Annotated in this window: 23 protein-coding genes and 1 pseudogene; 11 read left to right on the top strand and 13 right to left on the bottom strand. The window is 73.1% G+C overall.

What is annotated here, in order from left to right; genetic code table 11:
- Positions 1-66: 66 nt before the first annotated feature.
- Entirely contained in the window at positions 67-675 is a 609-nt protein-coding gene (locus PSED_RS31000; protein ID WP_013678170.1) for a DinB family protein, read from the bottom strand.
- 245 nt (positions 676-920) lie between these two features.
- Here PSED_RS31000 and PSED_RS31005 point away from each other — a divergent pair, with 245 nt between their 5' ends.
- Positions 921-2,153 (top strand): IS110 family RNA-guided transposase, encoded by a 1,233-nt coding sequence (locus PSED_RS31005; RefSeq protein WP_013678050.1) that lies wholly within the window; start codon positions 921-923, stop codon positions 2,151-2,153.
- Between the two features lie 82 nt (positions 2,154-2,235).
- On the opposite strand, the gene PSED_RS31010 is transcribed toward PSED_RS31005, so the two are convergent.
- Both PSED_RS31010 and PSED_RS31015 read right to left on the bottom strand, forming a co-directional pair.
- Positions 2,236-3,351 carry a glycosyltransferase gene (locus tag PSED_RS31010; RefSeq protein WP_013678172.1) on the bottom strand — a complete coding sequence of 372 codons (1,116 nt, stop codon included), beginning with the start codon at positions 3,349-3,351 and terminating at the stop codon, positions 2,236-2,238.
- 18 nt (positions 3,352-3,369) lie between these two features.
- The gene (locus tag PSED_RS31015; RefSeq protein WP_013678173.1) at positions 3,370-4,533 is read right to left on the bottom strand and encodes a pyridoxal phosphate-dependent aminotransferase; all 1,164 of its coding nucleotides are present in this window, start codon (positions 4,531-4,533) and stop codon (positions 3,370-3,372) included.
- A gap of 77 nt (positions 4,534-4,610) precedes the next feature.
- Here PSED_RS31015 and PSED_RS31020 point away from each other — a divergent pair, with 77 nt between their 5' ends.
- A complete protein-coding gene (locus tag PSED_RS31020) occupies positions 4,611-5,714 on the top strand; it encodes an IS630 family transposase (protein ID WP_013673569.1) in 1,104 nt (367 codons plus the stop codon).
- A 7-nt stretch (positions 5,715-5,721) separates the two neighbouring features.
- Here PSED_RS31020 and PSED_RS31025 read toward each other — a convergent pair whose 3' ends face one another.
- On the bottom strand, positions 5,722-7,353 hold the full coding sequence (locus PSED_RS31025) for an SDR family oxidoreductase (protein WP_013678174.1): 1,632 nt from the start codon (positions 7,351-7,353) through the stop codon (positions 5,722-5,724).
- A gap of 90 nt (positions 7,354-7,443) precedes the next feature.
- Here PSED_RS31025 and PSED_RS31030 point away from each other — a divergent pair, with 90 nt between their 5' ends.
- Positions 7,444-8,781: a multidrug effflux MFS transporter gene (locus PSED_RS31030; protein WP_233899213.1), complete on the top strand. Its 1,338-nt coding sequence runs from the start codon at positions 7,444-7,446 to the stop codon at positions 8,779-8,781.
- A 63-nt stretch (positions 8,782-8,844) separates the two neighbouring features.
- Positions 8,845-9,003 (top strand): annotated as a pseudogene (locus PSED_RS31035) (carotenoid oxygenase family protein); the annotation flags it as partial.
- 6 nt (positions 9,004-9,009) lie between these two features.
- On the opposite strand, the gene PSED_RS31040 reads toward PSED_RS31035, so the two are convergent.
- On the bottom strand, positions 9,010-9,543 hold the full coding sequence (locus PSED_RS31040) for a PadR family transcriptional regulator (RefSeq protein ID WP_013678176.1): 534 nt from the start codon (positions 9,541-9,543) through the stop codon (positions 9,010-9,012).
- Positions 9,544-9,662: 119 nt separating this feature from the next.
- On the opposite strand from PSED_RS31040, the gene PSED_RS31045 reads away from it, so the two are divergent.
- The 3 genes from PSED_RS31045 (at position 9,663) to PSED_RS31055 (ending at position 12,561) form a co-directional block, all read left to right on the top strand.
- Positions 9,663-11,039 (top strand): carotenoid oxygenase family protein, encoded by a 1,377-nt coding sequence (locus tag PSED_RS31045; protein ID WP_013678177.1) that lies wholly within the window; start codon positions 9,663-9,665, stop codon positions 11,037-11,039.
- 34 nt (positions 11,040-11,073) lie between these two features.
- Positions 11,074-11,709, top strand: a complete 636-nt coding sequence (locus PSED_RS31050) for a VC0807 family protein (RefSeq protein WP_049803794.1) — start codon at positions 11,074-11,076, stop codon at positions 11,707-11,709.
- A gap of 162 nt (positions 11,710-11,871) precedes the next feature.
- A complete protein-coding gene (locus PSED_RS31055; protein WP_013678179.1) occupies positions 11,872-12,561 on the top strand; it encodes a PASTA domain-containing protein in 690 nt (229 codons plus the stop codon).
- A gap of 110 nt (positions 12,562-12,671) precedes the next feature.
- On the opposite strand, the gene PSED_RS31060 is transcribed toward PSED_RS31055, so the two are convergent.
- Positions 12,672-13,022 carry a VOC family protein gene (locus PSED_RS31060; RefSeq protein ID WP_013678180.1) on the bottom strand — a complete coding sequence of 117 codons (351 nt, stop codon included), beginning with the start codon at positions 13,020-13,022 and terminating at the stop codon, positions 12,672-12,674.
- The gene (gene yczE, locus PSED_RS31065) at positions 13,019-13,702 is read right to left on the bottom strand and encodes a membrane protein YczE (protein ID WP_013678181.1); all 684 of its coding nucleotides are present in this window, start codon (positions 13,700-13,702) and stop codon (positions 13,019-13,021) included. The genes PSED_RS31060 and yczE overlap by 4 nt, the downstream gene beginning before the upstream one ends.
- A 126-nt stretch (positions 13,703-13,828) precedes the next feature.
- Here yczE and PSED_RS31070 point away from each other — a divergent pair, with 126 nt between their 5' ends.
- Positions 13,829-15,721 carry an ABC transporter ATP-binding protein gene (locus PSED_RS31070; protein WP_013678182.1) on the top strand — a complete coding sequence of 631 codons (1,893 nt, stop codon included), beginning with the start codon at positions 13,829-13,831 and terminating at the stop codon, positions 15,719-15,721.
- 14 nt (positions 15,722-15,735) lie between these two features.
- Here PSED_RS31070 and PSED_RS31075 read toward each other — a convergent pair whose 3' ends face one another.
- The gene (locus tag PSED_RS31075) at positions 15,736-16,032 is read right to left on the bottom strand and encodes a hypothetical protein (protein ID WP_013678183.1); all 297 of its coding nucleotides are present in this window, start codon (positions 16,030-16,032) and stop codon (positions 15,736-15,738) included.
- 61 nt (positions 16,033-16,093) lie between these two features.
- Between PSED_RS31075 and PSED_RS31080 the strand changes: the two genes are divergently transcribed.
- Positions 16,094-16,768: a TetR/AcrR family transcriptional regulator gene (locus tag PSED_RS31080; RefSeq protein ID WP_013678184.1), complete on the top strand. Its 675-nt coding sequence runs from the start codon at positions 16,094-16,096 to the stop codon at positions 16,766-16,768.
- A gap of 38 nt (positions 16,769-16,806) precedes the next feature.
- Here the strand turns inward: PSED_RS31080 and PSED_RS31085 are convergent, their stop codons facing one another.
- Both PSED_RS31085 and PSED_RS31090 read right to left on the bottom strand, forming a co-directional pair.
- A complete protein-coding gene (locus tag PSED_RS31085; RefSeq protein ID WP_013678185.1) occupies positions 16,807-17,295 on the bottom strand; it encodes a bifunctional nuclease family protein in 489 nt (162 codons plus the stop codon).
- A gap of 99 nt (positions 17,296-17,394) precedes the next feature.
- Positions 17,395-18,708, bottom strand: a complete 1,314-nt coding sequence (locus tag PSED_RS31090) for an MFS transporter (protein ID WP_013678186.1) — start codon at positions 18,706-18,708, stop codon at positions 17,395-17,397.
- A 133-nt stretch (positions 18,709-18,841) separates the two neighbouring features.
- On the opposite strand from PSED_RS31090, the gene PSED_RS31095 reads away from it, so the two are divergent.
- Positions 18,842-19,309, top strand: a complete 468-nt coding sequence (locus PSED_RS31095; RefSeq protein ID WP_013678187.1) for an anthrone oxygenase family protein — start codon at positions 18,842-18,844, stop codon at positions 19,307-19,309.
- A gap of 4 nt (positions 19,310-19,313) precedes the next feature.
- On the top strand, positions 19,314-20,531 hold the full coding sequence (locus tag PSED_RS31100; protein WP_013678188.1) for a hypothetical protein: 1,218 nt from the start codon (positions 19,314-19,316) through the stop codon (positions 20,529-20,531).
- A gap of 6 nt (positions 20,532-20,537) precedes the next feature.
- Here the strand turns inward: PSED_RS31100 and PSED_RS31105 are convergent, their stop codons facing one another.
- From PSED_RS31105 to rutA, 3 genes are all read right to left on the bottom strand, one after another.
- Complete coding sequence (locus tag PSED_RS31105; protein ID WP_013678189.1) at positions 20,538-21,176, bottom strand: PspA/IM30 family protein; 639 nt, start codon at positions 21,174-21,176, stop codon at positions 20,538-20,540.
- Between the two features lie 15 nt (positions 21,177-21,191).
- Positions 21,192-22,655, bottom strand: coding sequence for a peptide MFS transporter (locus PSED_RS31110; RefSeq protein ID WP_041760165.1), 1,464 nt, complete (start codon positions 22,653-22,655; stop codon positions 21,192-21,194).
- 197 nt (positions 22,656-22,852) lie between these two features.
- Entirely contained in the window at positions 22,853-23,905 is a 1,053-nt protein-coding gene (gene rutA, locus PSED_RS31115; RefSeq protein ID WP_013678191.1) for a pyrimidine utilization protein A, read from the bottom strand.
- Between the last annotated feature and the right edge of the window lies 1 nt (position 23,906).

Here is a 23,906-nt window from a genome sequence, read left to right on the forward strand (position 1 = left end):
CGGCGCGTTCCGACGACCGTGAGGTTGCGGCCGGGTCTGGTGCGCGACCTCAGGGCTCGCCCGAGTTCAGCGCGGCGCGACGCCGAGGTCGTGCAGGTGGTGTTCGACGTCGTGCAGGAAGTACCGGGACAACGTCGCGACGGTGAAGACACTGCCGTCGCCGCGGCGCGCGGGGCGGTCCCACTGGTCGGGGCGCACCGCGTCCCACGACGCCGCGATCCGCTCGCCCGCATCGACCAGCTCCGCCGCCACCACGGCCGGGTCCTGCAGGTCGTAGCGGTCCTCGCGGGCGGTGACGTCCTGGTCCCAGTTGGCGAACTCCGGGTCCTCGGCACGCAGCATCAGCGCGAGCCGCTCGTCGAAGATCCGGAAGACGTCGCGGACGTGGCAGCCGTACTCGAGCGCCGACCACGTCGCGGGGTCCGGCCGCCGCGCCGCGCCGGGCGCCGCGAGGGCGGCGCGGTACCCGGGCAACGCCGCCCGCACCCGGTCACCGACCTCGGCCGGGGCGACGCCGCGGGTGTCGAGCCCGCACTCCGGGCAGGCCTCGTCGAGAACCCAGGTCCAGTCCTTGCCGTCGGGGACGATGCCGTCGGGAACAGGGCTGCCCGGGGCGGGGCCGCCGGGAACGGGGCCGCCCGGGACGGGGCCGTCGGGGACGATCGTGTCGGTCACTGGTCCACCCTCTTCTGTGCGGGGGTCATGAGGGCCTCTGTGGTAGGAAACGGTCGGGAGCCGGGGTGACGGCCCGCGTCGGTCGCCGTGAGACGGCCGCGATGACACTGCCGCCCCCGGTTCCTGCCCGGTCTGAGATCGACGACAGAGGGCTGCTGCGGTGTTGAGTGCCGGTCAGTGACCACTCGACTCGGGGCCGGGCTCTCGACCGTGTCCTGCCCACTGTGGACAGGAAGGCGACGAACGTGTCGCTGGTGGGTGCCGAGTACTTCGTGGGGATCGACTGGGCCGCGACGAACCATGCGGTATGCGTTCTCGACTCGTCCGGGCGTCGAGTCACCGGGTTCGGCGTGGAGCACACCGCGGCGGGGTTCACCGGTCTGATCCGCCGACTCGCCAAGCTGGGTGAGCCGGGCGGGGTGCCGGTGGCCATCGAGCGCCCGGACGGGCGGCTGGTCGACGCGCTGCTCGCCGCCGGCTACCCGGTGGTGGCGGTGAAGCCGAACGCGATCAAGACCTGGCGTGAGGGTGAGGTGATCTCCGGGGCGAAGTCTGATCCCGGTGACGCTCACGTGATCGCCGAGTACCTGCGTCTGCGCGCGCATCGGCTGCGGGCGGCGACCCCCCTGTCCGAGGACACCCGCGCGCTGCGTCTGGTGTCGCGCACCCGCTCGGATCTGGTCGCCGCCCGTGTCGCGGCGGGCAACCAGCTCGCCGCGCTGCTGGACACGGCCTGGCCCGGGGCGAAGGAGATCTTCGCCGAGGTGACCTCGGCGATCAGTCTGGCGTTCCTTCACCGCTATCCGACCCCCGATCATGCCGCGCACCTCGGGGAGAAGCGGATGGCGGCGTTCTGCATCAAGCACGGCTACTCCGGACGTCGCAGCCCCGCCGAGCTGCTCACCCGGCTGCGCGCCGCACCGGCCGGTGTCAGCGGCGCAGTCGTGTCCGACGCGCTGCGCGACGCCGTCCTCGCCCTGATCGCGGTCCTGACCGCGCTCAACACAGCGATCAAGGACCTCGACCGGTCCAACGCCGCGCACCTGCACGCCCACCCCGACGGAAAGGTGTTCACCAGCTTCCCCCGCGCCGGACTGGTCAACGCCGCCCAGATCCGCGCTGAGCTCGCCGAACCCGACGCCTACTCCGGACCGGATGCCATCGCTGCCCTCGCCGGGCTGGTCCCGGTCACCCGCGCGTCGGGCAAGCACCACGCGGTGAGTTTCCGTTGGGCCTGTAACAAGCGGCTGCGCGTCGCGTTGACCACCTTCGCCGACAATTCCCGCCACTCCAGTCCCTGGGCCGCCGGCATCTACCGGCGAGCTATCGCCGGCGGCAAGGACCATCCGCACGCGATCCGGATCCTCGCCAGAGCCTGGGTTCGAGTGATCTGGCGCTGCTGGAACAACGGACAGCCCTACGACCCCGCCCGCCATGGCGGGGCAGCCCGCCAACTCAACCCACCGACCGCAGCCTGACGATCTTGAGGTTGACACAGAGGGTGTCATCGGACGAGCCTCGGTCGTGAGTGGCGATGGTCGCCAGAGCGACCATCGCCACTCACAGTCGATTTACCGCCATCACGACGTCGGACGGGTCGGGCATCGCGGCGATCTCGTCGCGGACCGCGGCCGAGGCGGAGCGCAGGTCCGGGTCGTCGACGAGCCGGGTCAGGGCGGCGGCCGTCAGTCCCGAGGGCTCGACGGCCAGGCCCGCGCCGCGCCGCGCGACGAGCCCGGCGTTGTACCGGCGATCCCCCGGCCCGGTCACGACGAGCTGCGGGGTCCCGGCCGCGAGCGCGGTCAGCACCGTCCCCGAGCCGCCGTGGTGCACGACGGCGGCGGCGTGCCGAAGGGCGGCCGACATCGGGATCCAGCCGACGGCGCGCACGTTGGGCGGCAACGTCCGGCGACTCGTCCGGCTGGACGGGCGGACCAGCACGATCTCGGCGTCGACGTCCGCGGCCGCGGCGACGACACGCGGCATCGGGTCCCCGCCGCCCGGGCCCGCCACGGTCGACCGGCTCACCAGGATCCTGGGCCGGGCAGTCGGTTCGGTGAGCCAGTCGGGCAGGCCCGCGCCGTCGTCGGGCACGGCGCGCATCGGCCGCCCGGCCCGGTCCCCGACGACGCTGCGCGGCGCGATCGTCACCGTCGCCGCGGGCGGGGGCAGCTCGTCGAGCAGACCGTGGCGGCGCAGCGCCCGCCGGAACAGCGGGCTCCGGACGACGGCCTCGACCAGCGACGGACCGTCGTGGAGCGAGTTCTCCTGCAGCACCGCGGGGATCTCCAGCCGGGACGCGGCGAGGGCGCCCGCGGGGGCCAGCGGCTCGTACACGATCACCTCGGCGCCGAACCGGCCCGCGACCGCGACGACGGCGTCGGCCAGTCCCTCGTTGACCGCCCCGAACAGCGGCCCGACGACGCTCGTCCCCGCCCGCCCCGCCAGCTCCCGGCGGGCCAGCCGCGGATGGGCGAGCATCGTGCGGGCGGCGCAGCGGGCGAACGAGACGTCCTGCGCGACGTCGACGACCCCGATTCCTCCCGTGTCGCGGCGCGCGGCGTCGCCCCCGCTCGCGATCACGACCTCGTGGCCGTCGTCGGCGAGCGCGTGCGCCAGCGGCAGCATGGGCATCAGGTGCCCGACGAGCGGTGCCGCGACGACGAGGATCCGCACGTCAGCGCCCCGACATCGTCACCGCAGGCCCGCCAGGCGGCCGACGGCCTCGGTGAGCACCTCGTCGCGCTTGCAGAAGGCGAAGCGCACCAGCGGCCGCGTCGCCTCGACACCCTCGGGGGACGACGCGAACACCGAGACGGGCACGGCCGCGACACCGCAGAGCGTCGGCAGGTCGTAGGCGAGCTTGTAGCCGTCCTCGAACCCGAGCGGGCGCCCGTCGACGACGACGAAGTACGTCCCGCGCGGCTGGTAGACGGTGAAGCCCGCCTCGCGCAGGCCCGCGGACAGCAGTTCGCGCTTGCCGCGCAGCGACGTCGCGATCCCGGCGTAGAACTCGTCGGGGAGCCCGAGCGCGGCGGCCACGGCGGGCTGCAGCGGCGCGCCCGCGGTGTAGCTGAGGAACTGCTTGACCGCGCGGGTGGCCGCGACCAGCTCCGACGGGCCGTGGATCCAGCCGATCTTCCAGCCCGTCACCGAGAACGTCTTGCCCGCCGACGAGATCGTCAGCGTCCGCTCGGCCATCCCGGGCAGGGTCGCGATCGGGATGTGCGGCACGTCGAAGGTCATGTGCTCGTAGACCTCGTCGGCCACGACGATCGCGTCGTGCTCGGTGGCGAGGTCGGCGATCAGCTGCAGCTGCTCGCGGTCGAACACCGCACCCGTCGGGTTGTGCGGGGAGTTGAGCAGGACCATCCGCGTGCGCGCGGAGAAGGTGGCGCGCAGCTCGTCGGGGTCGAAGCTGAAGTCGGGGGCGCGCAGCGGGACCGTCCGCAACGTCGCCCCGGAGAGCGCGGTCATCGCCGGGTACGAGTCGTAGTACGGCTCGAACGCGATGACCTCGTCGCCCGCCGAGCACAGCGACAGGACCGCCGACGCGATCGCCTCGGTGGCGCCGACGGTCACGAGCACGTCGGCCGGGTCGACCTCGAGGCCGTAGAAGCGCTGCTGGTGGGCCGCGACGGCCTCGCGCAGCGCGGGGACGCCGGGCCCGGGCGGGTACTGGTTGATCCCGCCGGTGATGTTCGCCGCCGCGTCGGCCAGCAGGCTCGCGGGGCCGTCGGTGTCGGGGAAGCCCTGGCCGAGGTTGATGGCACCGGTGTCGACCGCGAGCTGGGTGATCTCGGCGAAGATCGTCGAGGTGAAGGGCGTCATACGCTCGACCAGCATGGTCACCGACACTAGTGCCTCGATCGAGAACGTTGGCGTTGTAACCCGGCTGCGGTGATCGGCTGAGAGGCTGTCGTCGGAGGTGGGCGATGGCACGGCAGCCTGAGGTGTTCGTGCGGGATCTGGATCCGGCCGAGGCGCAACGACTGGTAAAGATCACCCGCACCGCGCGGGACCGGGTCCGGCTGCGCCGGGCAGGGATCGTGCTCGCCTCGGTCCAAGGCCGCACCGCAACCGAGGCCGCAGCGATGTTCGCCGCGACCCCGCAGTACGCGCGGGAGGTGATCCACGCGTTCAACGACAAGGGGTTCGCGGCTCTGGACCCAAAATGGAGCGGGGGCCGACCTCCTAAGTTCGGCCCCCACACCCGCGAGTTGATCTGCCGGGTCGCCCGGACCCCTCCACAGCAGGTCGGACTCCCGTTCACCACATGGAGCCTGTCCAAGCTGGTCGAGCATCTGCGCGAGCGGCACCGGGTCGAGATCAGCACCGACACCGTCCGACGTGTCCTGCGCGCCGCCGGGGTGCGCTGGCAGGCCACGAAGACCTGGAAGGCCAGCAACGATCCACAGTTCGCGCAGAAGATGGCCCGGATCCTCGACCTCTACGACCGCTCCGCCGCCGGGCAACTGACCAGCGGCGCCAGGGTGATCTGCGTGGACGAGTTCGGGCCGCTGAACCTGCAACCCCGCCCCGGGCGTGGCTGGTTCCCCACCCGAGGCCCGGCCCGGCTGCGCGCAACCTACAACCGCTACGGCGGGGTCCGGCACATGCTCGCCGGACTCGACCTGGCCTCCGGGCAGCTGTTCTACCGGCTGCGCGACCGCAAACGCTGGCAGGAGTTCCTCGCGTTCCTTCGCCAGCTCCGCACCCGGTTCCCCCGCGGGCGACTGCACATCATCTGCGACAACTTCTCCCCACACCGCAAGGCCGAAGTCGCCGACTGGTGCAACGACCACGACGTCGAGCTCGTGTTCACCCCGACCTACGCCTCGTGGCTGAACTGGATCGAGAGCGAGTTCACCGCCCTGCGCTACTTCACCCTCGACGGCAGCGACTACCCCTCCCACACCGCCCAGGAAGCCGCCATCGCCGGCTACGTCCGCTGGGCCAACCGCCACGCCCGACCCAAGAAGCGCTTCGCTCCCGAGTCCAGGATCCGCAGGCCCGATTACCTACCGAACGTTGCCTGACGAGGCACTAGCCGCGACGCGCCACGGCCCGCACGAGGCGGGGCGTGAGACGCGACGCCAGCAGGCCCATGTGGGCCTCCGCGGTGACGGGCGCGACAGCCAGGTCCTTCTCGACGGCGCGCAGCAGCTTCCGCGCGACCCGGTCGGGGGTGTAGCCGCGCCGGCGGTACGCCGCGGTCGCCGCGTCCCGGCTGCGCTGCTCGGTCTCCGGGTCCTGGCCGGCGAAGCGGGCCGTCGCGGTGATGCCCGTGTGCACGAATCCCGGGCACAGCGCCGTCACGCCGATGCCCTCGTCGGCCAGCTCGGCGCGCAGGCTCTGCGACAGCGCCAGTACCGCGGCCTTCGTCGTCGCGTAGGCGCTCATCGAGCGGTGCGGCAGGAACGCCGCCGCCGACGCCACGTTGACGACGTGCCCGCCCTCGCCGCGCTCGCGCATCCGCGGCACGAACGCGCGGCAGCCGTGCACGACACCCCACAGGTTGACGTCGACGATCCGCCGCCACTCCTCCTCGGTCGTGGCGGTGAACGGACCGGCCATCCCGATGCCGGCGTTGTTGACGACGACGTCGGGCACCCCGTGCTCCTGGGCGACCTCGGCGGCGAACTTCTCCACGGCGCGGGCGTCCGCGACGTCGACCTCGTACGCGGCGCCGCCCGTCGCGACCGCGGTCTCCGACGCGGCGGCGAGGTCGACGTCGGCGCCCACGACGAACGCGCCCTTCGCCGCGAACGCCTTCGCCGTCTCCCGCCCGATCCCGCTCCCCGCCCCGGTCACGACGACGACCTGCCGCGCACGGACCGGCTCCGGGCCGCCCGCGACGTGGGCCTCGATCTCCCGCACCGCCCGGGCGACGACGTCCGGGCGGGTCAGCGGCAGCCAGTGCCGGCCGGGCACCTCGCGCACCCACAGCCGGTCGGCGAAGCCCTCGGCCGACCGGGCCAGCGACGGCCCGACGTAGGCGTCGCCGCGCGGTGCGATCACCTGCACCGGCACCCGGGTCACCCGTCGCTGGGGCGAGCGCACCCGGTCGCCGATGTTGGCGCGGTAGAGCTCCAGCCCGTTGACCGCGGTCCGGACCGACGGCCGCGCGACCCCCTCGCGACGGGCCAGCGCCGCCCCGAAGATCCCGCTGCGCCAGGCCAGGACGGGCAGGACCGGCAGCCGGAAGAACGAGATGTACCAGGACTTCCGGGCCTGCCTGCGCCGCTCGCGCGCCGACGCGGTACGGAACCAGCGTCCGATGTGGTCGAGGCACGGCCCCGAGATCGAGGTGAAGGAGGCCAACCGCTCGCGGAAGTCCGGGTCGGTGACGAGGTGCCACGACTGCACCGAGCCCCAGTCGTGCGCCAGCAGGTGCACGGGCGCGTCGGGGCTGACGGCGTCGATGACCGCGGCGAGGTCGGCAGCGAGCCGGTCGACCCGGTAGGCGTCGCGGCGGCGCGGCGCGTCGGACTCCCCGGCACCCCGCATGTCGTAGGTCACGACGTGGTGGTCCGCGGCGAGGTCGTCGACGACGCCGTCCCACACGTGCCGATCGTCGGGGTAGCCGTGCACGGCGACGACCGTCGGCCCCGCCGGGTCGCCGTGCTCGCGCACGGCGAGGCGCAGACCGTCGGACGTCCGGATCTCCTCGACCATGCCGCCCACCCTATTGACGATCACCGGCTGCCGACGTGCTGCGGCTCACAGCGGCATTCGGGCGCTTCGGGAACCTCTGATCGTTCCGTGGTGTTGCACCCGTTCGTGACCGACTCCTCCCGAACCTCCGTGCCGGGACGGTTGCGCCTCGCGCTGTTGCTCGGCGCCTTCGTCGCCCTGGGTCCGCTCACCATCGACATGTACCTCCCGGCGCTGCCGCAGATCAGCAACGAGCTGGCGGCGTCGGAGTCCCTCGTCCAGCTGACCTTGACCGGCACGCTGGCCGGGCTCGCGCTGGGCCAGCTCGTCATCGGCCCGCTGTCCGACGCCGTCGGCCGCCGCCGGCCGTTGTTCGCCGGTGCACTGCTGCACCTGGCTGCGTCGCTGCTGGTGCTCGTCGCCCCGAACATCGAGGTCCTGGGCGTTCTGCGGGTGTTGCAGGGCATCGGGACCGCCGCGGGCGCCGTCGTCGCGATGGCGATCGTCCGCGACCTGTACTCCGGCCGCGACGCGGCCAACCTCTTCTCCCGGCTGATGCTCGTCATGGGTGCGGCGCCGGTGCTGGCGCCGACGATCGGCGGCCTGGTCCTGCGGGTCACCGACTGGCGTGGCGTGTTCGTCGTGCTCGCGGCGTACGCCCTGGTGCTGCTGCCGGCGACCTGGCGGGCCCTGCCGGAGACGCTGCCGCCGTCGCACCGGCGCAGCGCCCGCATCGGCGCGACCTTCCGCACCTACGGCTCGCTGCTGCGCGACCGGGTGTTCGTCGGGCTGGTGCTCGTCGCCGGGTTCACGATGGCCGCGCTGTTCGGCTACGTGTCCGGGGCGTCGTTCGTCTACCAGGAGCAGTTCGGGCTCGACCAACAGATCTTCGGGCTGGTGTTCGGCGCGGGCGCCGTCTGGCTGATCGCGGGCACCCAGTTCAACCCGGTCCTGCTGCGTCGCTTCAGCCCTCGCCAGATCCTCAGCGCGGGCGCGGTCGCCGGGACGCTGGCGGGCCTGGTGCTGATCGGCGCCGCGGCGACCGGCGCGGGTGGGCTCGTCGGGCTGCTGGTCCCGATGTGGGCGGTGCTCGCCGCGGCCGGCGTGATGCTGCCCAACGCGCCCGCCGTCGCGCTCGCCCAGCACGGCGAGGCCGCGGGCACGGCGGCCGCGCTGCTCGGCGCCGTCCAGTTCGGTGTCGGTGCGGCGGTGTCGCCGCTGGTCGGCGCGCTGGGCAACGACGCGCTCGCGATGGCCACGGTCGTCGCGGGCGGCATGGTCGTCGCGCTGACGGTGCTCGCGGCGGTCGTACGGCCGTGGTCGCTGCCCGACGCCGGCGACGAGCCCGAGCCGGTCCCCGCCTCGGCCCCGGCCTCGACCGAGCACGCGCAGCCCGCGGTCGACGACATCGGGGTGGCCGGGGCGGCCGCGGTGACGGCCCGGGAGTAACGGACACGGTCGGCGGTTCCGAGTAGTCCGGACAGAGGGGGCACCGACACCGGAGGAACCGATGACGACGGCTGGCTGCTCTCGATCACCACCACCCGCGACGGCCGTGCGTCACGGCTGCTCGTGCTGGACGCGACCGACGTCGCCGGGCCGCCGGTCGCGTCGGTGGTGCTGCCCCGCGGTGTGCCCGCCGGGTTCCACGGATCGTGGTTCGCGGACTGACGCCCGTCAGGTCCGGGCGGGTGTCTGCAGCTGCTCGATGGCCCAGAGCGCCCAGGAGCTGACGGTCTCGTACTGGCGCAGCCCGTACTCCGCGGCGAGCTGGCCGAACCCCGCGGGCCCCGGGACGACGTCGCCCGCCTCCTCCCGGATCGCGCGCAGCACGTCGGCCTGCTCGGCGGTCGACGCGGCGATGCGGCGCAGGAGCGTCACGGCGTCGTCGCGGTCGAGCGCGGAGAGCAGGAACATCCGCAGGACCTGCTCGTTGCGCACCTTGGCCTGCCGCGACGGCGGCGACATCAGCCAGTCCCGCAGCTCGGCGCGCCCGGCGTCGGTGACGTCGTAGGTCTTGCTGCCGCGCGCGCCCTCGGCCGTGACCTCGACCAGCCCGCGCTCGGCGAGCTTGGCCAGCTCGGGGTAGATGCTCGTGTGGCCGGCCTGCCATGCGTACCGGCCGAGGTCGCCCTCGAACGCCTTGGTCAGCTCGTAGCCGGACTGCGGGCGCGTGGCCAGCAACCCCAGCAGCGCGTGCGTCAGCGACATGCCGCCACCATACATGTCGACACTGACATGTCGAGATTTTCATCTAATCTCTTGACATGTCATTTCCGACAGGTGCAGGGTCGTCGGCAGCACCGAGTGAGCCGACCGAGGAGGCCACCATGAGCGAGACCACGACGACACCCGGCGTGACCCTGGAGGGCTACCTGGCCCCCGTCCCGGACGAGATCGACGCGTACGACCTGCCCGTCGAGGGCGCGCTCCCGCCCGAGCTCACCGGCCGCTACTTCCGCAACGGCCCCAACCCGCGTCCCGGCGAGCCCGCGCGGCACTGGTTCACCGGCCACGGCATGCTGCACGGCGTCCGGCTCCGCGAGGGCCGGGCCGAGTGGTATCGCAACCGCTGGGTCCGGACGAAGGCACTCGACGGCGCGACGATGGTGGGCCCCGACGGCACCTTCGACCGCAGCGTCGGCGTCGCCAACACCCACGTCGTCGAGCACGCCGGGCGGATCATGGCCCTCGTCGAGAGCAGCTTCCCCACGGTCGTCACGCCCGAGCTGGCGACGGTCGGCCCGTGCGACTTCGACGGCAGGCTCACCACCGCGATGACCGCGCACCCCAAGATCGACCCGGTCACCGGTGAGCTGCACTTCTTCGGCTACGGCATCATGCCGCCGTTCGTCACCTACCACCGGCTCTCCGCCGCGGGCGAACTCCTGACCAGCGCCGAGATCGAGGTCCCGGGGCCGACGATGATGCACGACTTCGCGATCACCGACCGGCACGCGGTCTTCCTCGACCTGCCCATGACCTTCTCCTTCGAGCGGCTCGCCAAGGGCATGCCCTACGGCTACGACGAGTCCTACGGCGCCCGTATCGGCGTCATGCCGTTCGACGAGCCGGGCCACGTCACCTGGTTCGACGTCGACCCCGGCTACGTCTTCCACGTCGGCAACGCACACACCGACGCCTCCGGCAAGGTCGTCCTCGACGGGGCGCGGTACTCACCCGCCGACACCGTCGCCATGTGGGACGACCTCGGCACCGACCCCTCCGGCCTGGCCGCCGACGCCGCCGCGACCGGGGCGGCGCGCTACCACCGCTGGGTCCTCGACCCCGCCACCGGACGGGCGAGCGAGACCCCGCTCGACGACCGCGCCGTCGAGTTCCCCACCGTCGACGACGACCGCGTCGGCCGCGACTCCCGCTTCCGCTACGCCGTCGCCCAGGAGCGCGGGACGGCGGGCGTCGTCAAGATCGACCTCGGCACCGGCGCCGTCACCGAGCACTCGCTGGGCACCGGAGCCGTCGCGGGCGAGGCGGTGTTCGTCCCGTCCGCAGCGCCGGGCCGCGCCGAGGACGACGGCTGGCTGCTCACGATCACCACGACCCGCGACGGCGCCGCCTCGAACCTGCTGGTCCTCGACGCGACCGACGTCGCCGCCCCGCCGGTCGCGACCGTGACCCTGCCGCGCGGCGTGCCCGCCGGCTTCCACGGTTCCTGGATCGACGACGCCTCCATCGAGGGGAACTGACATGCCCACCGGACCTTCCACGGAGGAGATCGTCGTGACCGAGCCGGACCAGCGGCCGGCCAGCACCGACATGCCCGTCGGGCCGATGCTGCGGAGCCTGGGCCTGGATATCGCCCTGCCCGTCGCCGCCTACTACGTCCTGCACCTGTGCGGCGTCGGCGACTACGTCGCGCTGGTGGTCGCCGCCCTCGTCGCGGCGGCGCGCGTCGCGGTGTCGGCGGTCCGGCACCGCTCGCTCAACCTGTTCGCCACGGTCATGCTCGTCGTGTTCGGGCTGAGCCTCGCGCTGGCCTTCGTGAGCGGCGACGAGCACTTCTTCCTGCTGAAGAACTCGATCGTCACCGGAGCCGTCGGCCTCACCTTCCTGGCGACGGCCTTCGGGCCCCGCCCGTTGACGCTCGCCGCCGCGGAGTCGTTCACTCCGCGCAGACGCGCCCGGCTCGCCGAGGAGTTCCGGACCAACCCGCGCGTGCGCCGCGGGCATCGGATCAGCTCGACGGTCTGGGGCGTCGGGCTGCTCGCCGAGGCCCTGATCCGTGTCCCGCTGATCTACGTGCTGCCGGTGAGCGTGATGGTCGGGCTCAGCGAGGTGCTGTTCCTCGCCGCCATGGCCCTGCTGATCGCCTGGAACGCCTGGTACGTCCGACGGGCCCGGTCCCGGGCCCGCTGACGCCGTCCGCCGCCGCACGGGCGGCCCGCCCCACTTCCCGCACGAGCGGCCCTGTCGCGCAACTCAATGGCGCGACAGGGCCGCTCGTGCGGTTGCGGCGTCAGGGTAGCCTGACGGAAAGCGTCAGGGAGGCCTGACAGCCGGGTCGGGAGCGGAGGGGTCATGAGCAAGGACAGGGGGCCGTGGCGGGAGGGCAGGCGCGCTTGGGAGCGGCTCGCCTCCTGGTACCCGGACGGCGGGCCCGTCCCGCACGAGGACGGCGAGCACGATCCGCTCGCCGCGCTCTCCGACGTCGGCCTCGTGCGCCGGCTGCTCGACGAGACCGAGCTGGAGGCCGTGCGCAGCGCCCGCAGGCGTGGCCGGTCGTGGGCGGAGATCGCCACGAAGCTGGGCGTGAGCCGGCAGGCGGCGTGGGAGCGGTGGCGCGACCTCGACACCGAGCCACCTCCGGCGCCGGCGGTACCGGACGAGCGGCCGCACGTCTCGACCGCGCCCGACGCCGTACTGAGCCGCGCGGCCCGCGCCGCTCGCCGCGGCAGCACGGTGACCGTGCCGCACGTCATCGGCATGACGGTCGACGACGCCCGCCGGCTCCTCGCCGAGACCGGCCTGCTGGCCGTCTCCGCCGATCCCGACGGTCCGCCCCCCGCGGCGCTCGCGCTCGACCTGAAGGTCGTGTCGGACCAGAGCCCGGAGTCGGGGGCGCGGGTCCGGACCGGATCGCCGGTGCGGCTGTGGACCGAACGCGGGGGCGGCTCGGGCGTTCGCGAACCGCGCAGGCCGCGCCCGAACCCGCTGCGCGAACGCGAGGTCCCCGACGAGGCGCTGGGGGCCGAGCAGGCCGTCGGCTGACCCCGGACGCACATCCGGCACCGGAACGAACGGCCCTTTCGCGCAACTGAGTTGCGCGAAAGGGCCGTTCGTGGGTGTCGGGGCGCGGCCGGGCGCGCCGGAGGGCCCGGTCAGGGGCGCGCGACCACGCAGACGACGTGCCCGTCCGGGTCGGTGAGCACGGCCTGACGCTCGCCCCACGGCTGGTCGGCCGGGGCGTCGAGCACGCCGCAGCCCGCGCTCACGGCGGCGTCGACGGTGGCGTCGACGTCGTCGACCGCGAAGCTCAACGCCACCCCGGCGTCGCTGGGCCGCGACGGGCGCTGGTGCAGCATCAGGTCGGTCCCGCCGGGCAGCGCGAGCATCGCGACGTCGGGCGCCGGCGCGACCACCGGGAGACCGAGCACGTCGCGGTAGAAGCGCAGGGCCGCGTCGAGATCGGCGACGGAGACGATGGCACGAGCGAGTCCGGTGACGGTCATGCTGCCAGCGTTCCCGGCGCCGCGTCGGGCGGGACGGCCGGGGTGCCGGGCGCCGCGGCGCGCCGGTCGCGGACGGTGAACAGCGGCAGGAACAGCTGGGTGAGCGGGCCGATCGCGAGGGCGTAGAGCACGGTCCCGACGCCGACGGTGCCGCCGAGCAGCCAGCCCGTCCCGAGCACGACGACCTCGATCCCGGTGCGCACCAGGCGGATCGACCGGCCGGTGCGGGCCGCGAGGCCCGTCATCAGACCGTCGCGGGGACCGGGGCCGAGACGGGCGCCGATGTAGGCCGCCGAGGCGACGCCGTTGAGGACGATGCCGCCCGCCATCATCGCGATCCGCCACCCGATGCCGACCGGCTGCGGGAGCAGGCTCAGCGCGACGTCGACGGAGAACGCGATGACGACGACGTTCGCGACCGTCCCGACGCCCATCCGCTGCCGCAGCGGGATCCACAGCAGCAGGACGACCCCGCCCGTGATCGCGGTGACGACGCCGAAGCTGAGCGGGATCCGCGTCGTCAGGCCTTGGTGGAGCACATCCCAGGGGTTGAGGCCGAGCGCCGCGTGGACCTGCATCGCCATGCTGGTGCCGTAGAGGCAGAGCCCGAGGAGGAGCTGCGGGATCCGCCGCAACGGGGCGGTGGTGACGGGGAGCGGGCGGAGATCCGGGCGGGGCACCGTCCGATCCTGCGCTCGCGGTGGCCTGTTCGACCAGGGCCAATCCGCGGCGGGTGGCCCGTGAGCGGGCACGGCCGCCCGACGGAGTTGACCTGAAGTGAGGTACAGCTCCTATCGTCGGCGGCCATGGACGTCAGCACCTGGTCCGCGCTGCGCACGGCGACGACCGATCCCGGAACCCGCCGCGCCCCGACCCGCGTCACCGCTCGCCGGATCGCCGAGTTCGCCCGCCCCCATCATCGGCGGCTCGCCCTGTTCGTGCTGCTCAGCATCGTCGGCGCGGTGCTGGCGGTCGCGACGCCGCTGCTGGCGGGACGCGTCGTCGACACGATCGTCGGCCACGGACCCGTCGGCGTCGTCGGCGGCCTGGCGGTCCTGATCGCCGCGATCGCGATCGCCGAGGCGGCGCTGGGGCTGGTCACCCGCAAGCTGTCGGCGACGATCGGCGAGGGCCTGATCCTGCAGCTGCGCACGGCGGTGTTCGACCACGTCCAGCGCATGCCGGTCGCGTTCTTCACCCGTACCCGGACCGGCGCACTCGTCAGCCGGCTCAACAACGACGTGCTCGGCGCCCAGCGCGCGTTCAGCGACACGCTGTCCGGCGTCGTCGGCAACGTCGTGACGCTGGCGCTGACGCTCGTCGTCATGCTGCAGATCTCCTGGCAGATCACCCTGCTCGCGCTGGTGCTGCTGCCCGTGTTCGTCCTCCCGGCGCGACGGATGGGCCGCAGGCTCGCCCGGCTCCAGCGCGAGGGTGCCGACCACAACGCCGCGATGACCACGCAGATGACCGAGCGCTTCTCCGCGCCCGGCGCCACGCTGGTCAAGCTGTTCGGCCGGCCCGCCGACGAGTCGGCCGAGTTCGCCGCACGCGCCCGCCGGGTCCGCGACATCGGCGTCCGGACCGCGATGGTGCAGTGGGTGTTCGTCACCGCGCTGACGCTGGTCTCGGCGCTCGCGCTGGCGCTGGTCTACGGCCTCGGCGGGACGCTGGCGCTGGTCGGGTCGCTCGAGGCCGGCGCCGTCGTCTCGCTCGGGATGCTGTTGACCCGCCTCTACGCCCCGCTGACGGCGCTGGCCGGCGCGCGGGTCGAGGTGATGAGCGCCCTGGTCAGCTTCGAGCGGGTGATCGAGGTGCTGGACCTGCAACCCCTGATCGTCGACGCACCCGACGCCCGCGAGGTGCCCGACGGCCCCGTCTCGGTCGAGTTCGACCACGTCCGGTTCGGCTACCCGGCGGCGTCGAAGGTGTCGCTGGCGTCGTTGGAGGACGTCGCGACGCTCGACACCCGCGGCGGGGTGGAGGTCCTGCACGACGTCTCGTTCCGCGCCGAGCCCGGGCAGCTGATCGCGGTCGTCGGCTCGTCGGGGGCCGGGAAGTCGACGATGGGCTCGCTGCTCCCCCGGCTCTACGACGTGGACTCCGGTGCGGTGCGGCTCGCCGGCGTCGACGTCCGGGAGCTGAGCTCGGACTCGGTGCGCGCGACGGTGGGCGTCGTGACGCAGGACGGGCACCTGTTCCACGACACGATCCGGGCCAACCTGTTGCTCGCCGCCCCGGACGCGACCGACACGCAGGTGTGGGAGGCGCTGCGCCGGGCCCGGCTCGAGGGGCTCGTCGCCGCGCTGCCCGACGGTCTCGACACGGTCGTCGGCGAGCGCGGCTACCGGCTCTCCGGCGGCGAACGCCAACGGCTGACCATCGCGCGGCTCCTGCTGGCCCGGCCCCGCGTCGTGGTGCTCGACGAGGCGACCGCGCACCTCGACTCGACGTCGGAGGCCCAGGTCCAGGAGGCCCTCGGCGAGGCACTGGCCGGGCGCACCGCGATCGTCATCGCCCACCGGCTGTCGACGGTCCGCGCGGCCGACCGGATCCTCGTCGTCGAGGAGGGGCGGATCGTCGAGAGCGGCACGCACGACGAGCTGCTCGCCGCCGGCGGCCGGTACGCCGACCTGCACCGCACGCAGTTCACCGAGGGGCCGGAGCCCGACCCCGAACCCGAGCCCGCCGCCGCGTGAGCCCGAGCCGCCACTCACAGGGGTAGGAGGGCGCCGCTCGCGTCGATGACCTCGAGGCGGTCGACCGTCGGTTCCGCGCCCGGCCGGGAGCCGCCGAAGGCCCGGTCGACCGCGGGGTGGATGCGTTCGTCGAACGCGCGGGCGCAGGCCTGCTCGTCGGTCCACACGTCGATGTAGCGCAGGCCCCCGTCGGGCCGCCGCACGCACAGGTGCAGCAGGGAGCCCTCCATCGGTTCAGGCCCGAGCTCCTCGACGATCCGCCGGTAGAGCTCCTCGTTGATCGGGACGTCCTGCACGAAGGCGTAGACCATGACGACCTCCCGCGATATTGGTCCGAAATGACTTCGGACGAATAGCTGTAGGATCGGCCACGTGAGCGGTGACGTCAAGGCCCGGCGGGCGTACCGGGCGCCGCGCCGCGAGGAGGGCGCGGCGCGGACGCGGGCAGCGGTGCTCGCCTCGGCCCGCAGGCTGTTCGTCGACAAGGGTTTCCGGCGCACCACGGTGGCCGACATCGCCGCAGGCGCCGGGGTCGCGGTCGACACCGTGTACGCGACCGTCGGACGCAAGCCGGTGATCCTGCGCGAGGTGGTGGAGACCGCCCTCTCGGGCACCGACGAGGTGGTGCCCGGCCCGGAGCGCGACTACGTCGCGCGGCTGCGCGCCGCCGGTCACGCGGCCGACATGCTCGCGATCTACGCCGGCGCGGTCGGCGCGATCCACCCGCGCCTCGGCCCGGTCTTCCTCGCGCTGCGGGACGCGGCGGTGCAGGACCCGGCCTGCGCGGCGCTCTGGGCCGAGATCGCGCAGCGGCGCGCCGCGAACATGCGGCTGCTCGCGCTCGACCTGCGCGCCACCGGCGAGTTGCGCACCGACCTCGACGACGACGCCGTCGCCGACATCATCTGGAGCACCAACGCCGTCGAGTACTGGCTGCTGCTCGTGCAGGAGCGGGGCTGGACGACCGAGCGGTTCGTCGCACATCTCACCGACCTGTGGTGCCGCATGCTCCTCGCCGACCCCGGTACCGACCGCCGGGAGTCGTGAGTGGCGATGGTCGCCCTGGCGACCATCGCCACTCACGGTCAGTCCTTGAAGTCGTCCGGGGTGACGTCGTCGATGAACTCGCGGAACTCCTTGATCTGCTCCTCGGGCGGCGCGTCGCCGCCGTCGGGGAAGAGCTCGGCAATCGACTGGCCGACGTCGTCGAGGATGTCCTCGGCCATCCCGATCGGCAGCGAGTCGCGCACCGCGATCGAGAGCGCGTCGCTGGGCCGGGCCGCGACTCGGGTGCCCGCGTCGAACACGATGTCGGCGCTGAAGGTGCCACCCGACAGCTCGGTGATCTCGACGCCCTCGATCCGCCTGCCCAGCCCCTCGACGATCGGGACGATGACGTCCTGGGTCAGTGGCGGCTGGACCTCCTCGTCACGGGCTCCGAGGGAGATGACCTGGGCCTGTGGACCCCGCAGGAACACCGGCACGCACCGGTCGCCGTCGACCTCGCCCAGCACCAGCACCGGCTGTCTGCTGGGGGCGTGCACCACCAGCCGCAACACCCGCATCGCACGCATCGCCCGTCCTCGCCTTCGCCGCGTCGCGTCGGACCAGGGACCGCGGCCCCCGGAACCGCACAGTTTCGTGCACCGGGACGGCGCGTGGCGGGAAACGGATCAACCTGAGACACCCGTGCGCCCGGCGTCGACCGCGGCGGCCCCGGCGCGCGACGTCCCGAGCCGCCCGCCGAACTCGATGCCCTTTGCCTCCTTGCCGACGAGCGTCAGGAGCGCGACGGCGACGAACACCGGCACCACCGTCACGATCAGCGAGAACGGATAGCCGTGCGACGCCGCGAGGCTCTGCTGGATCGGCAGGTTGAGCGCGGCGAGGCAGTTGCCGAGCTGGTAGGTCACCCCCGGGTAGAAGCCGCGGATCGTGTCGGGCGACATCTCGGTGAGGTGCGCGGGGATGACGCCCCACGCGCCCTGCACGCACACCTGGATCAGGAACGAGCCGAGCGCGAGCCAGCCCGCCGTCCGCGAGAGCGCGAACAGGGGCACGATCGGCAGGGCGAGGACCGCACAGAAGACGATCGTGTAGCGCCGGCCGAAGCGCTCGGACAGCGTCCCGAAGACGATCCCGCCGATCGTCGCGCCGACCGTGTAGCCGACGGCGATCCAGGTGGCGGTCGCGCCGGACAGCCCCGCGCCGCCGTCGTCGGTGGCCTTGAGGAACGTCGGGTAGAGGTCCTGCGTGCCGTGGCTCATCCAGTTGAACGCCGTCATCAGCAGGATCAGGTAGCCGAAGCGGCGCAGGACGGCGGGGTCGAGGAGGACGTCGCGGAACGACGAGTGCGTCATCCGCATCCGCTCGCGCGTCCCCTGCCAGACCTCCGACTCCTTGACCCGCGTCCGGATGAACAGGCTGACCAGTGCCGGAACGATGCTCAGCGCGAACAGCCAGCGCCACGACAGGCCGAGCCCGGTCACGACGACGAGCGACGCGAGCGACGCCAGCAGGTACCCCAACGAGTAGCCCTGCTGCAGGACGCCGGAGAAGAATCCGCGCCGTTTCGCGGGAATCTTCTCCATTGCCAGTGCAGCGCCCAGCCCCCATTCCCCGCCCATTCCGATGCCGTAGAGCAGCCGCAGCACGAGCAATATCGTGAAGTTCGGCGCAAAGGCGCACAGGAATCCGACGACCGAATAGAAGCAGACGTCGACCAGGAGCGGGACGCGTCGTCCGGCGCGGTCGGCCCAAAGCCCGAAGATGATCGCGCCGACCGGCCGCATGACGAGCGTCGCCGTGGTCAGAAACGCCATCTCCGTCAGCGAGACGTGGAACTCCCTGGCGACGTCGGCGTAGACGAGAACGACGATGAAGTAGTCGAAGGCATCCATCGTCCAGCCGAGCAACGCGGCGACGAACGAGTTCCGCTGGTCCGAGGTGAGCCGTTCCCGGCCGGACCTCCCGGACGTCGCACTCATTTCCGGCATTCCCCCTCACGTCGAATGTGCGAAGCGGACGCTACGCCGCGAATTCGAGGTCCGCCGGGTAGGCCGAGAAATGCGGACGATCGGTACGAATGACACGACGGCGACGTCCGGGCAGGATGGAGGCGTGTGGGTCGGAAGCGGAGTGCTCGACGTCGTCGCGTTCGTGGCGGCGATCGGGGCGGGCCTGGTCGCCGGGCTGTTCGTCGCCTTCTCGATGGCCGTGATGCCCGGGCTGGCCCGGCTGCCCGCTGCCACCGCGGCCGCCGCGATGCAGCAGATCAACCGGGCGATCCTCAACCCCGTCTTCGGCCTGGTGTTCGGCGGCACCGCGGTGCTCGCGGTCGTCGTCGCGGCGACCACGGGCGTCACGGGCACGCCGCTGCGGCTCGTGGGCGCGCTGGTGCTGCTCGTCGGGGCCTACGTCGTCACGGCTGCGGTGAACGTCCCGCTCAACAACGCACTCGACGCCGCCGACCCCGACGGGCCGGGACTCGGCACCGCGTGGGAGCGCTACGCCGGACCGTGGACGCGGTGGAACCACGTGCGTGCGCTCGCCTCGACGGCGGGCGCCGTCCTGCTGATGCTGGGCTGACGGGATGGCAGCACGCACCACCGGGACGATCCGCGACGCCGCCGACGCGGCCTACCGCCGGGCCGCGGAGGCCTTCCTGGCCTGCGACGACGCCGAGCAGCACGCCCGCCGGGCCGCCGACGCGCTGGTGGCGCTCGACCCTCGGCAGGCCGCCGCGATCCGCGCCGACGTCGACACCGCGTGCCGGGCCGCGCTCGGTGCCGTCGTCGACTGGATCTCCGCCGTCGACGCGCATCAGTCGACGATCCGCAGCCCCGACGCCGTCCAGCCCGCCCTCGCCGCGGCGGCACGGGACTTCACCGCGGCGCGCGAGGCGCTCGAACGCGCGACCCCCGCCGCGCAGCGCTACGCCGACCGCCACCGCGAGGCGCTCACCCGGGCGGCCGCGGCGACCGAGGTCCGCGACCGGGCCGCGCGCAGTGCCGTCGCCGTGGTCGACGAGGCCGTCGCCGCGGTCGACCGGGCCCGGGCGGCCGGCCTGTCCACCCCGAAGCTCGACGCCGCGGTCGCCGCCGTGCGCGCCCGGGTCGCGTCGGCGGCCGACGCCGGCATCGGGCAGGCCTCGCTCGCGGCGTGGGCGGACACCGAGGCCGCGGCCAGGGAGCTGCTGGACCAGGCGCAGCAGGCCGAACGCCGGCGCACCGAGCTGCCCAACCGCATCAGGTCGCTCACGACCCGCGCCGCGGGCATCGAGGGCCGGGCGCAGTCGCTGCCGACGACCCTCTCGACGTTGCGCCGCAACTACTCCCTGGCCTGCTCGGCCGGTCTGGAGCGCGCGGGCGACGACGTCGCCGCGGCCGTCACCACGGCCCGCCGGGCGCTCGCGGCCGCCGACGCCGCGGCCGTCGACGACGACTGGGCCCGCGCGCTCCGAGAGGTCGACGCGGCCCGCGCGGCGCTCGACACGGCCGACCGGCTCGTCACCGCCGTGGGCGAGCGGCTGCGGACGCTCGACGAGGTGCGCTCCGACCCGGCGGCGCGGCTGGCGAAGGCCCGGTTCACGCTGCGGGACGCCCAGCAGCTCGTCGTCGCGAACCGGGCCCGGGCGGCAGCGGAGATCCCGGTGCTCGACGCGCTCGCCGAGCGGCTCGACCGGGCCCCCGGCCTGCTGGGCGCGACACACCCCGACTACTGGTCCTACCTGCAGGAGCTCGACGCCGTGACCCGCGCGGCGCAGGACACCGTCAGCCGGGTGCGGCAGCGGCTCGCGACCGGCCGCTGACCGGGCTCAACCTCCGCGGCGCAGCTCGTCGAGGTGCCGCTCGACCGGGTCGCCCACGCCCGGCTCCCGCCCCCGCGCCGACGCCGTCGCCACCTCCGCGTCGGCCCCGGCGCGCAGCGACAGCGACTCCGCACGGTCCCTGGCCTGGGCGAGCAGCGCTCGCGGATCGTCCTCGGCTCCGGGAACGGCGGCGAGCGCGGCCGCCGCCCGCTCCTGCGCCTCGGCGGCCGACAGGGTGGCAAGCACCGTGGCCTTCTCGGCCTGCATGCGGTCGAGGTCGTCGCGCATCCGTGCCGTCAGCTCGCGCATCTGCTCGACCTGCGCGGCGATCTGGTCGCGGTGCGCCGTGAGGCTCTCGACCTGTTCGAGGAGCCCGGCCCGGCGCACCAGCAGCCGCCGGGCCTCGTCCTCGCGGCCGGCCCGCAGCTGATCACGGGCGGCGTCGTCGAGCTCCCCGATCTCGGCGCGGTGCCGGTCGACCAGCAGCTCGATGCGGCGTCGCCCCGTCGCCACCTCTGCGAGGCCCAGCCGAGCGGAGGCGTACTCCTCGGCGCGCCGGGCGACGGCCTGTTCGAGGCGCACGCGCGGGTCGTCGGACGGCTGCGTGTCGGGATCGCGGCCGCCGAAGATCCGCTTCAGCACCATCCATCCGAGTATCCCTCATCGGACGCCTTCCATGAGGCGTCGCACCAGCGGGGTCACCGCCAGCAGCAGCAGCCCGATGCCGATCGCGACCGCGCCGAGGATGCCGAAGTAGGCGACCTCGTCGTCGGCGTTGTAGTAGTCGGCCAGCGCCCCGGACAGCGCGGTGCCCAGCGCGACCGACAGGAAGAACAGCGCCACCATCTGCGTCCGGTACGCCGGCGGCGCGAGCTTCGTCGACACCGACAGCCCCACGGGCGAGAGCAGCAGCTCGGCGATCGTGAAGACGAACAGGATGCCCACGATGCCGAGCAGCGGCGCGCTCCCCGGCCCGCCGCCGGCCATGGGCAGGAACAGCAGGAACCCGATCCCGACGATGCCGACGCCTGCCGCGAACTTGATCGGTGTCGACGGCTGGCGCGGGCCGAGCTTCGTCCAGATCGCGGTGAAGACGCCGGACAGAATGATGATGAACACCGGGTTGATCGACTGCACCCACGACACCGGCATCTCCCAGCCGAAGAGATGCCGGTCGAGGCGGGTGTCGGAGTAGATCGTCAGCACCGTGAACTGCTGCTGGTAGATCGCCCAGAACGCTGCGCTCGCGATGAACAGCGGGATGAACGCGAGGACGCGGTGCCGCTCGACCGGCCCGACCTTGCGGCTCGTGAGCAGCAGGGTGAAGTACGCGACGGCGGACACCGCCGTCACGCCGATGACGATGCCGACGAGCCGGTCGGCCCGCAGCACCCCGGTCAGGGCGAGCACGAGGATCACGACGGCCAGCCCGACGGCCGCCAGCACCGCGATCCTGCGCTCCCGCGGGGCCAGCGGCGAGGGCACGTGCCGCGCCGTGTCGGGCAGCCGGCTGCGGGTCAGCACGTACTGGATCAGCCCGATCGCCATCCCGACAGCCGCGAGCCCGAACCCGTAGTGGAAGCCGAGCGTGGACTGCAACAGCCCGGTGAGCAGCGGCCCGACCAGCGCACCGAGGTTGATGCCTAGGTAGAACAGCGAGAACCCGGCGTCGCGCCGGTCGTCGCCCGGCGCGTAGAGCGTCCCGACGAGGCTGGTCGCGTTCGCCTTGACCCCACCACTGCCGACGGCGATGAGCACCAGCCCGACGCCGACGCCCAGCAGGCCCGGCAGCAGCGCCAGCGCGATGTGGCCGAGCATGACGATGATCGCCGCGTAGAACAGGACCCGCTCGGGGCCGAGGACGCGGTCGGCCGTCCACGCGCCGAGGATCGTCGAGAGGTAGACGAGGCCGCCGTAGGCGCCGACGATGCCCGCCGCGACGCCCTGGTCGATGCCCAGGCCGCCCTCGGCCGTCGAGTAGTAGAGGTAGATCAGCAGGATGCCCTGCATCCCGTAGAACGAGAAGCGCTCCCACATCTCGACGCCGAACAGGCTGGCCAGCATCGGGGGCTGGCCGAAGAACGTCCGCGGCGGGCGGGTCTCGCGATCGGCGACGTCGCTCACGCGATCACAGTGCACCCGGACCGGCACGCCGCGCTACGCCTGTCGCCCGGCGGGGGCCCTGCCGCGGGGGGCCCTGCCGCGGGGGCCCGTGCCGCGGGGCCCGTGCCGTTGCAGGAACGGCACTTTCCTGCAGCCCAGTTGCGGGAAAGTGCCGTTCCTGCACAAAGCGTGGGCCGGCCGGACCCCCTGGGCGGCGGTCAGCCCACCAGGGGCATGACCTTCTCGCCGAAGTCGTGCACGCCCTGCTCGAAGTCGTCGAAGGTGAACATCATCCCCTTGACCCCGGGCATCGCGGCGACGCGGTCGATCTGCCGCGCCACCGTGTCCGGCGACCCGACGAGCGTCGCCATGTTGAAGTTCACCGCGCCCTCGGGCAGGTTGATCGTCCGCGCGGTGCCTGAGTCGTCGGCGCTGACGTCCTTGCCGCCCTCGTCGGACATGTAGCCGAGCGCGGCGGCGTCGGCGCCCGCGTTGTAGGAGGCCCACTTGGCCTGGGCCTCCTCGTCGGTGTCGGCCATGATCGCCATGAACAGCGGCAGGGACCCGACGTCGCGGCCGGCCTTCTCGGCGGCGGCGACGAGGCGCTGCGTGGGCTCGCGGTAGGTCTCGGGGTCGTTGACACCCGGGCTGAGGATGAAGTTGTAGTCGCCGTGCTCCGCGCAGAACCGCATGCCCCGCTCGGACTGCCCGGCGCACACGATGTCGACGTGCGCCGACGGGCGCGGGGAGAGCACGCAGTCGGTCATCGTGAAGAACTCGCCGTCGAGGTCGCAGCGGCCCTTCTCGAACAGGTCGCGCAGGACGGTGACGTACTCGGTGGAGTAGTCGTAGCGGCGGCCGAAGTACTCGTCACCGGGCCACAGCCCCATCTGTTCGTACTCTCCGGACGCCCAGCCGGACACGATGTTGATGCCGAAGCGGCCGGGGGCGATGGAGTCGATCGTCGACGCCATGCGCGCCACGAGCGCGGGCGGCAGCGTCAGCACGGCGGTCGAGGCGTAGAGCTTGATCCGCTCGGTGACGGCCGCGAGCCCGGCCATCAGCGTGAACGACTCCAGGTTGTGGTCCCAGAACTCGGTCTTCCCGCCGAACCCGCGCAGCTTGATCATCGACAGCGCGAAGGCGAAACCCTGCCGCTCGGCCTCCTGGACGACCCGCTTGTTGAGGTCGAACGTGGGCATGTATTGCGGGGCGTTCTCCGAGATCAACCAGCCGTTGTTGCCGATCGGGATGAAGACTCCGAAGTCCATC

The sequence above is a fragment of the Pseudonocardia benzenivorans CB1190 genome (assembly GCF_000196675.2).
GTDB lineage: Bacteria > Actinomycetota > Actinomycetes > Mycobacteriales > Pseudonocardiaceae > Pseudonocardia > Pseudonocardia benzenivorans.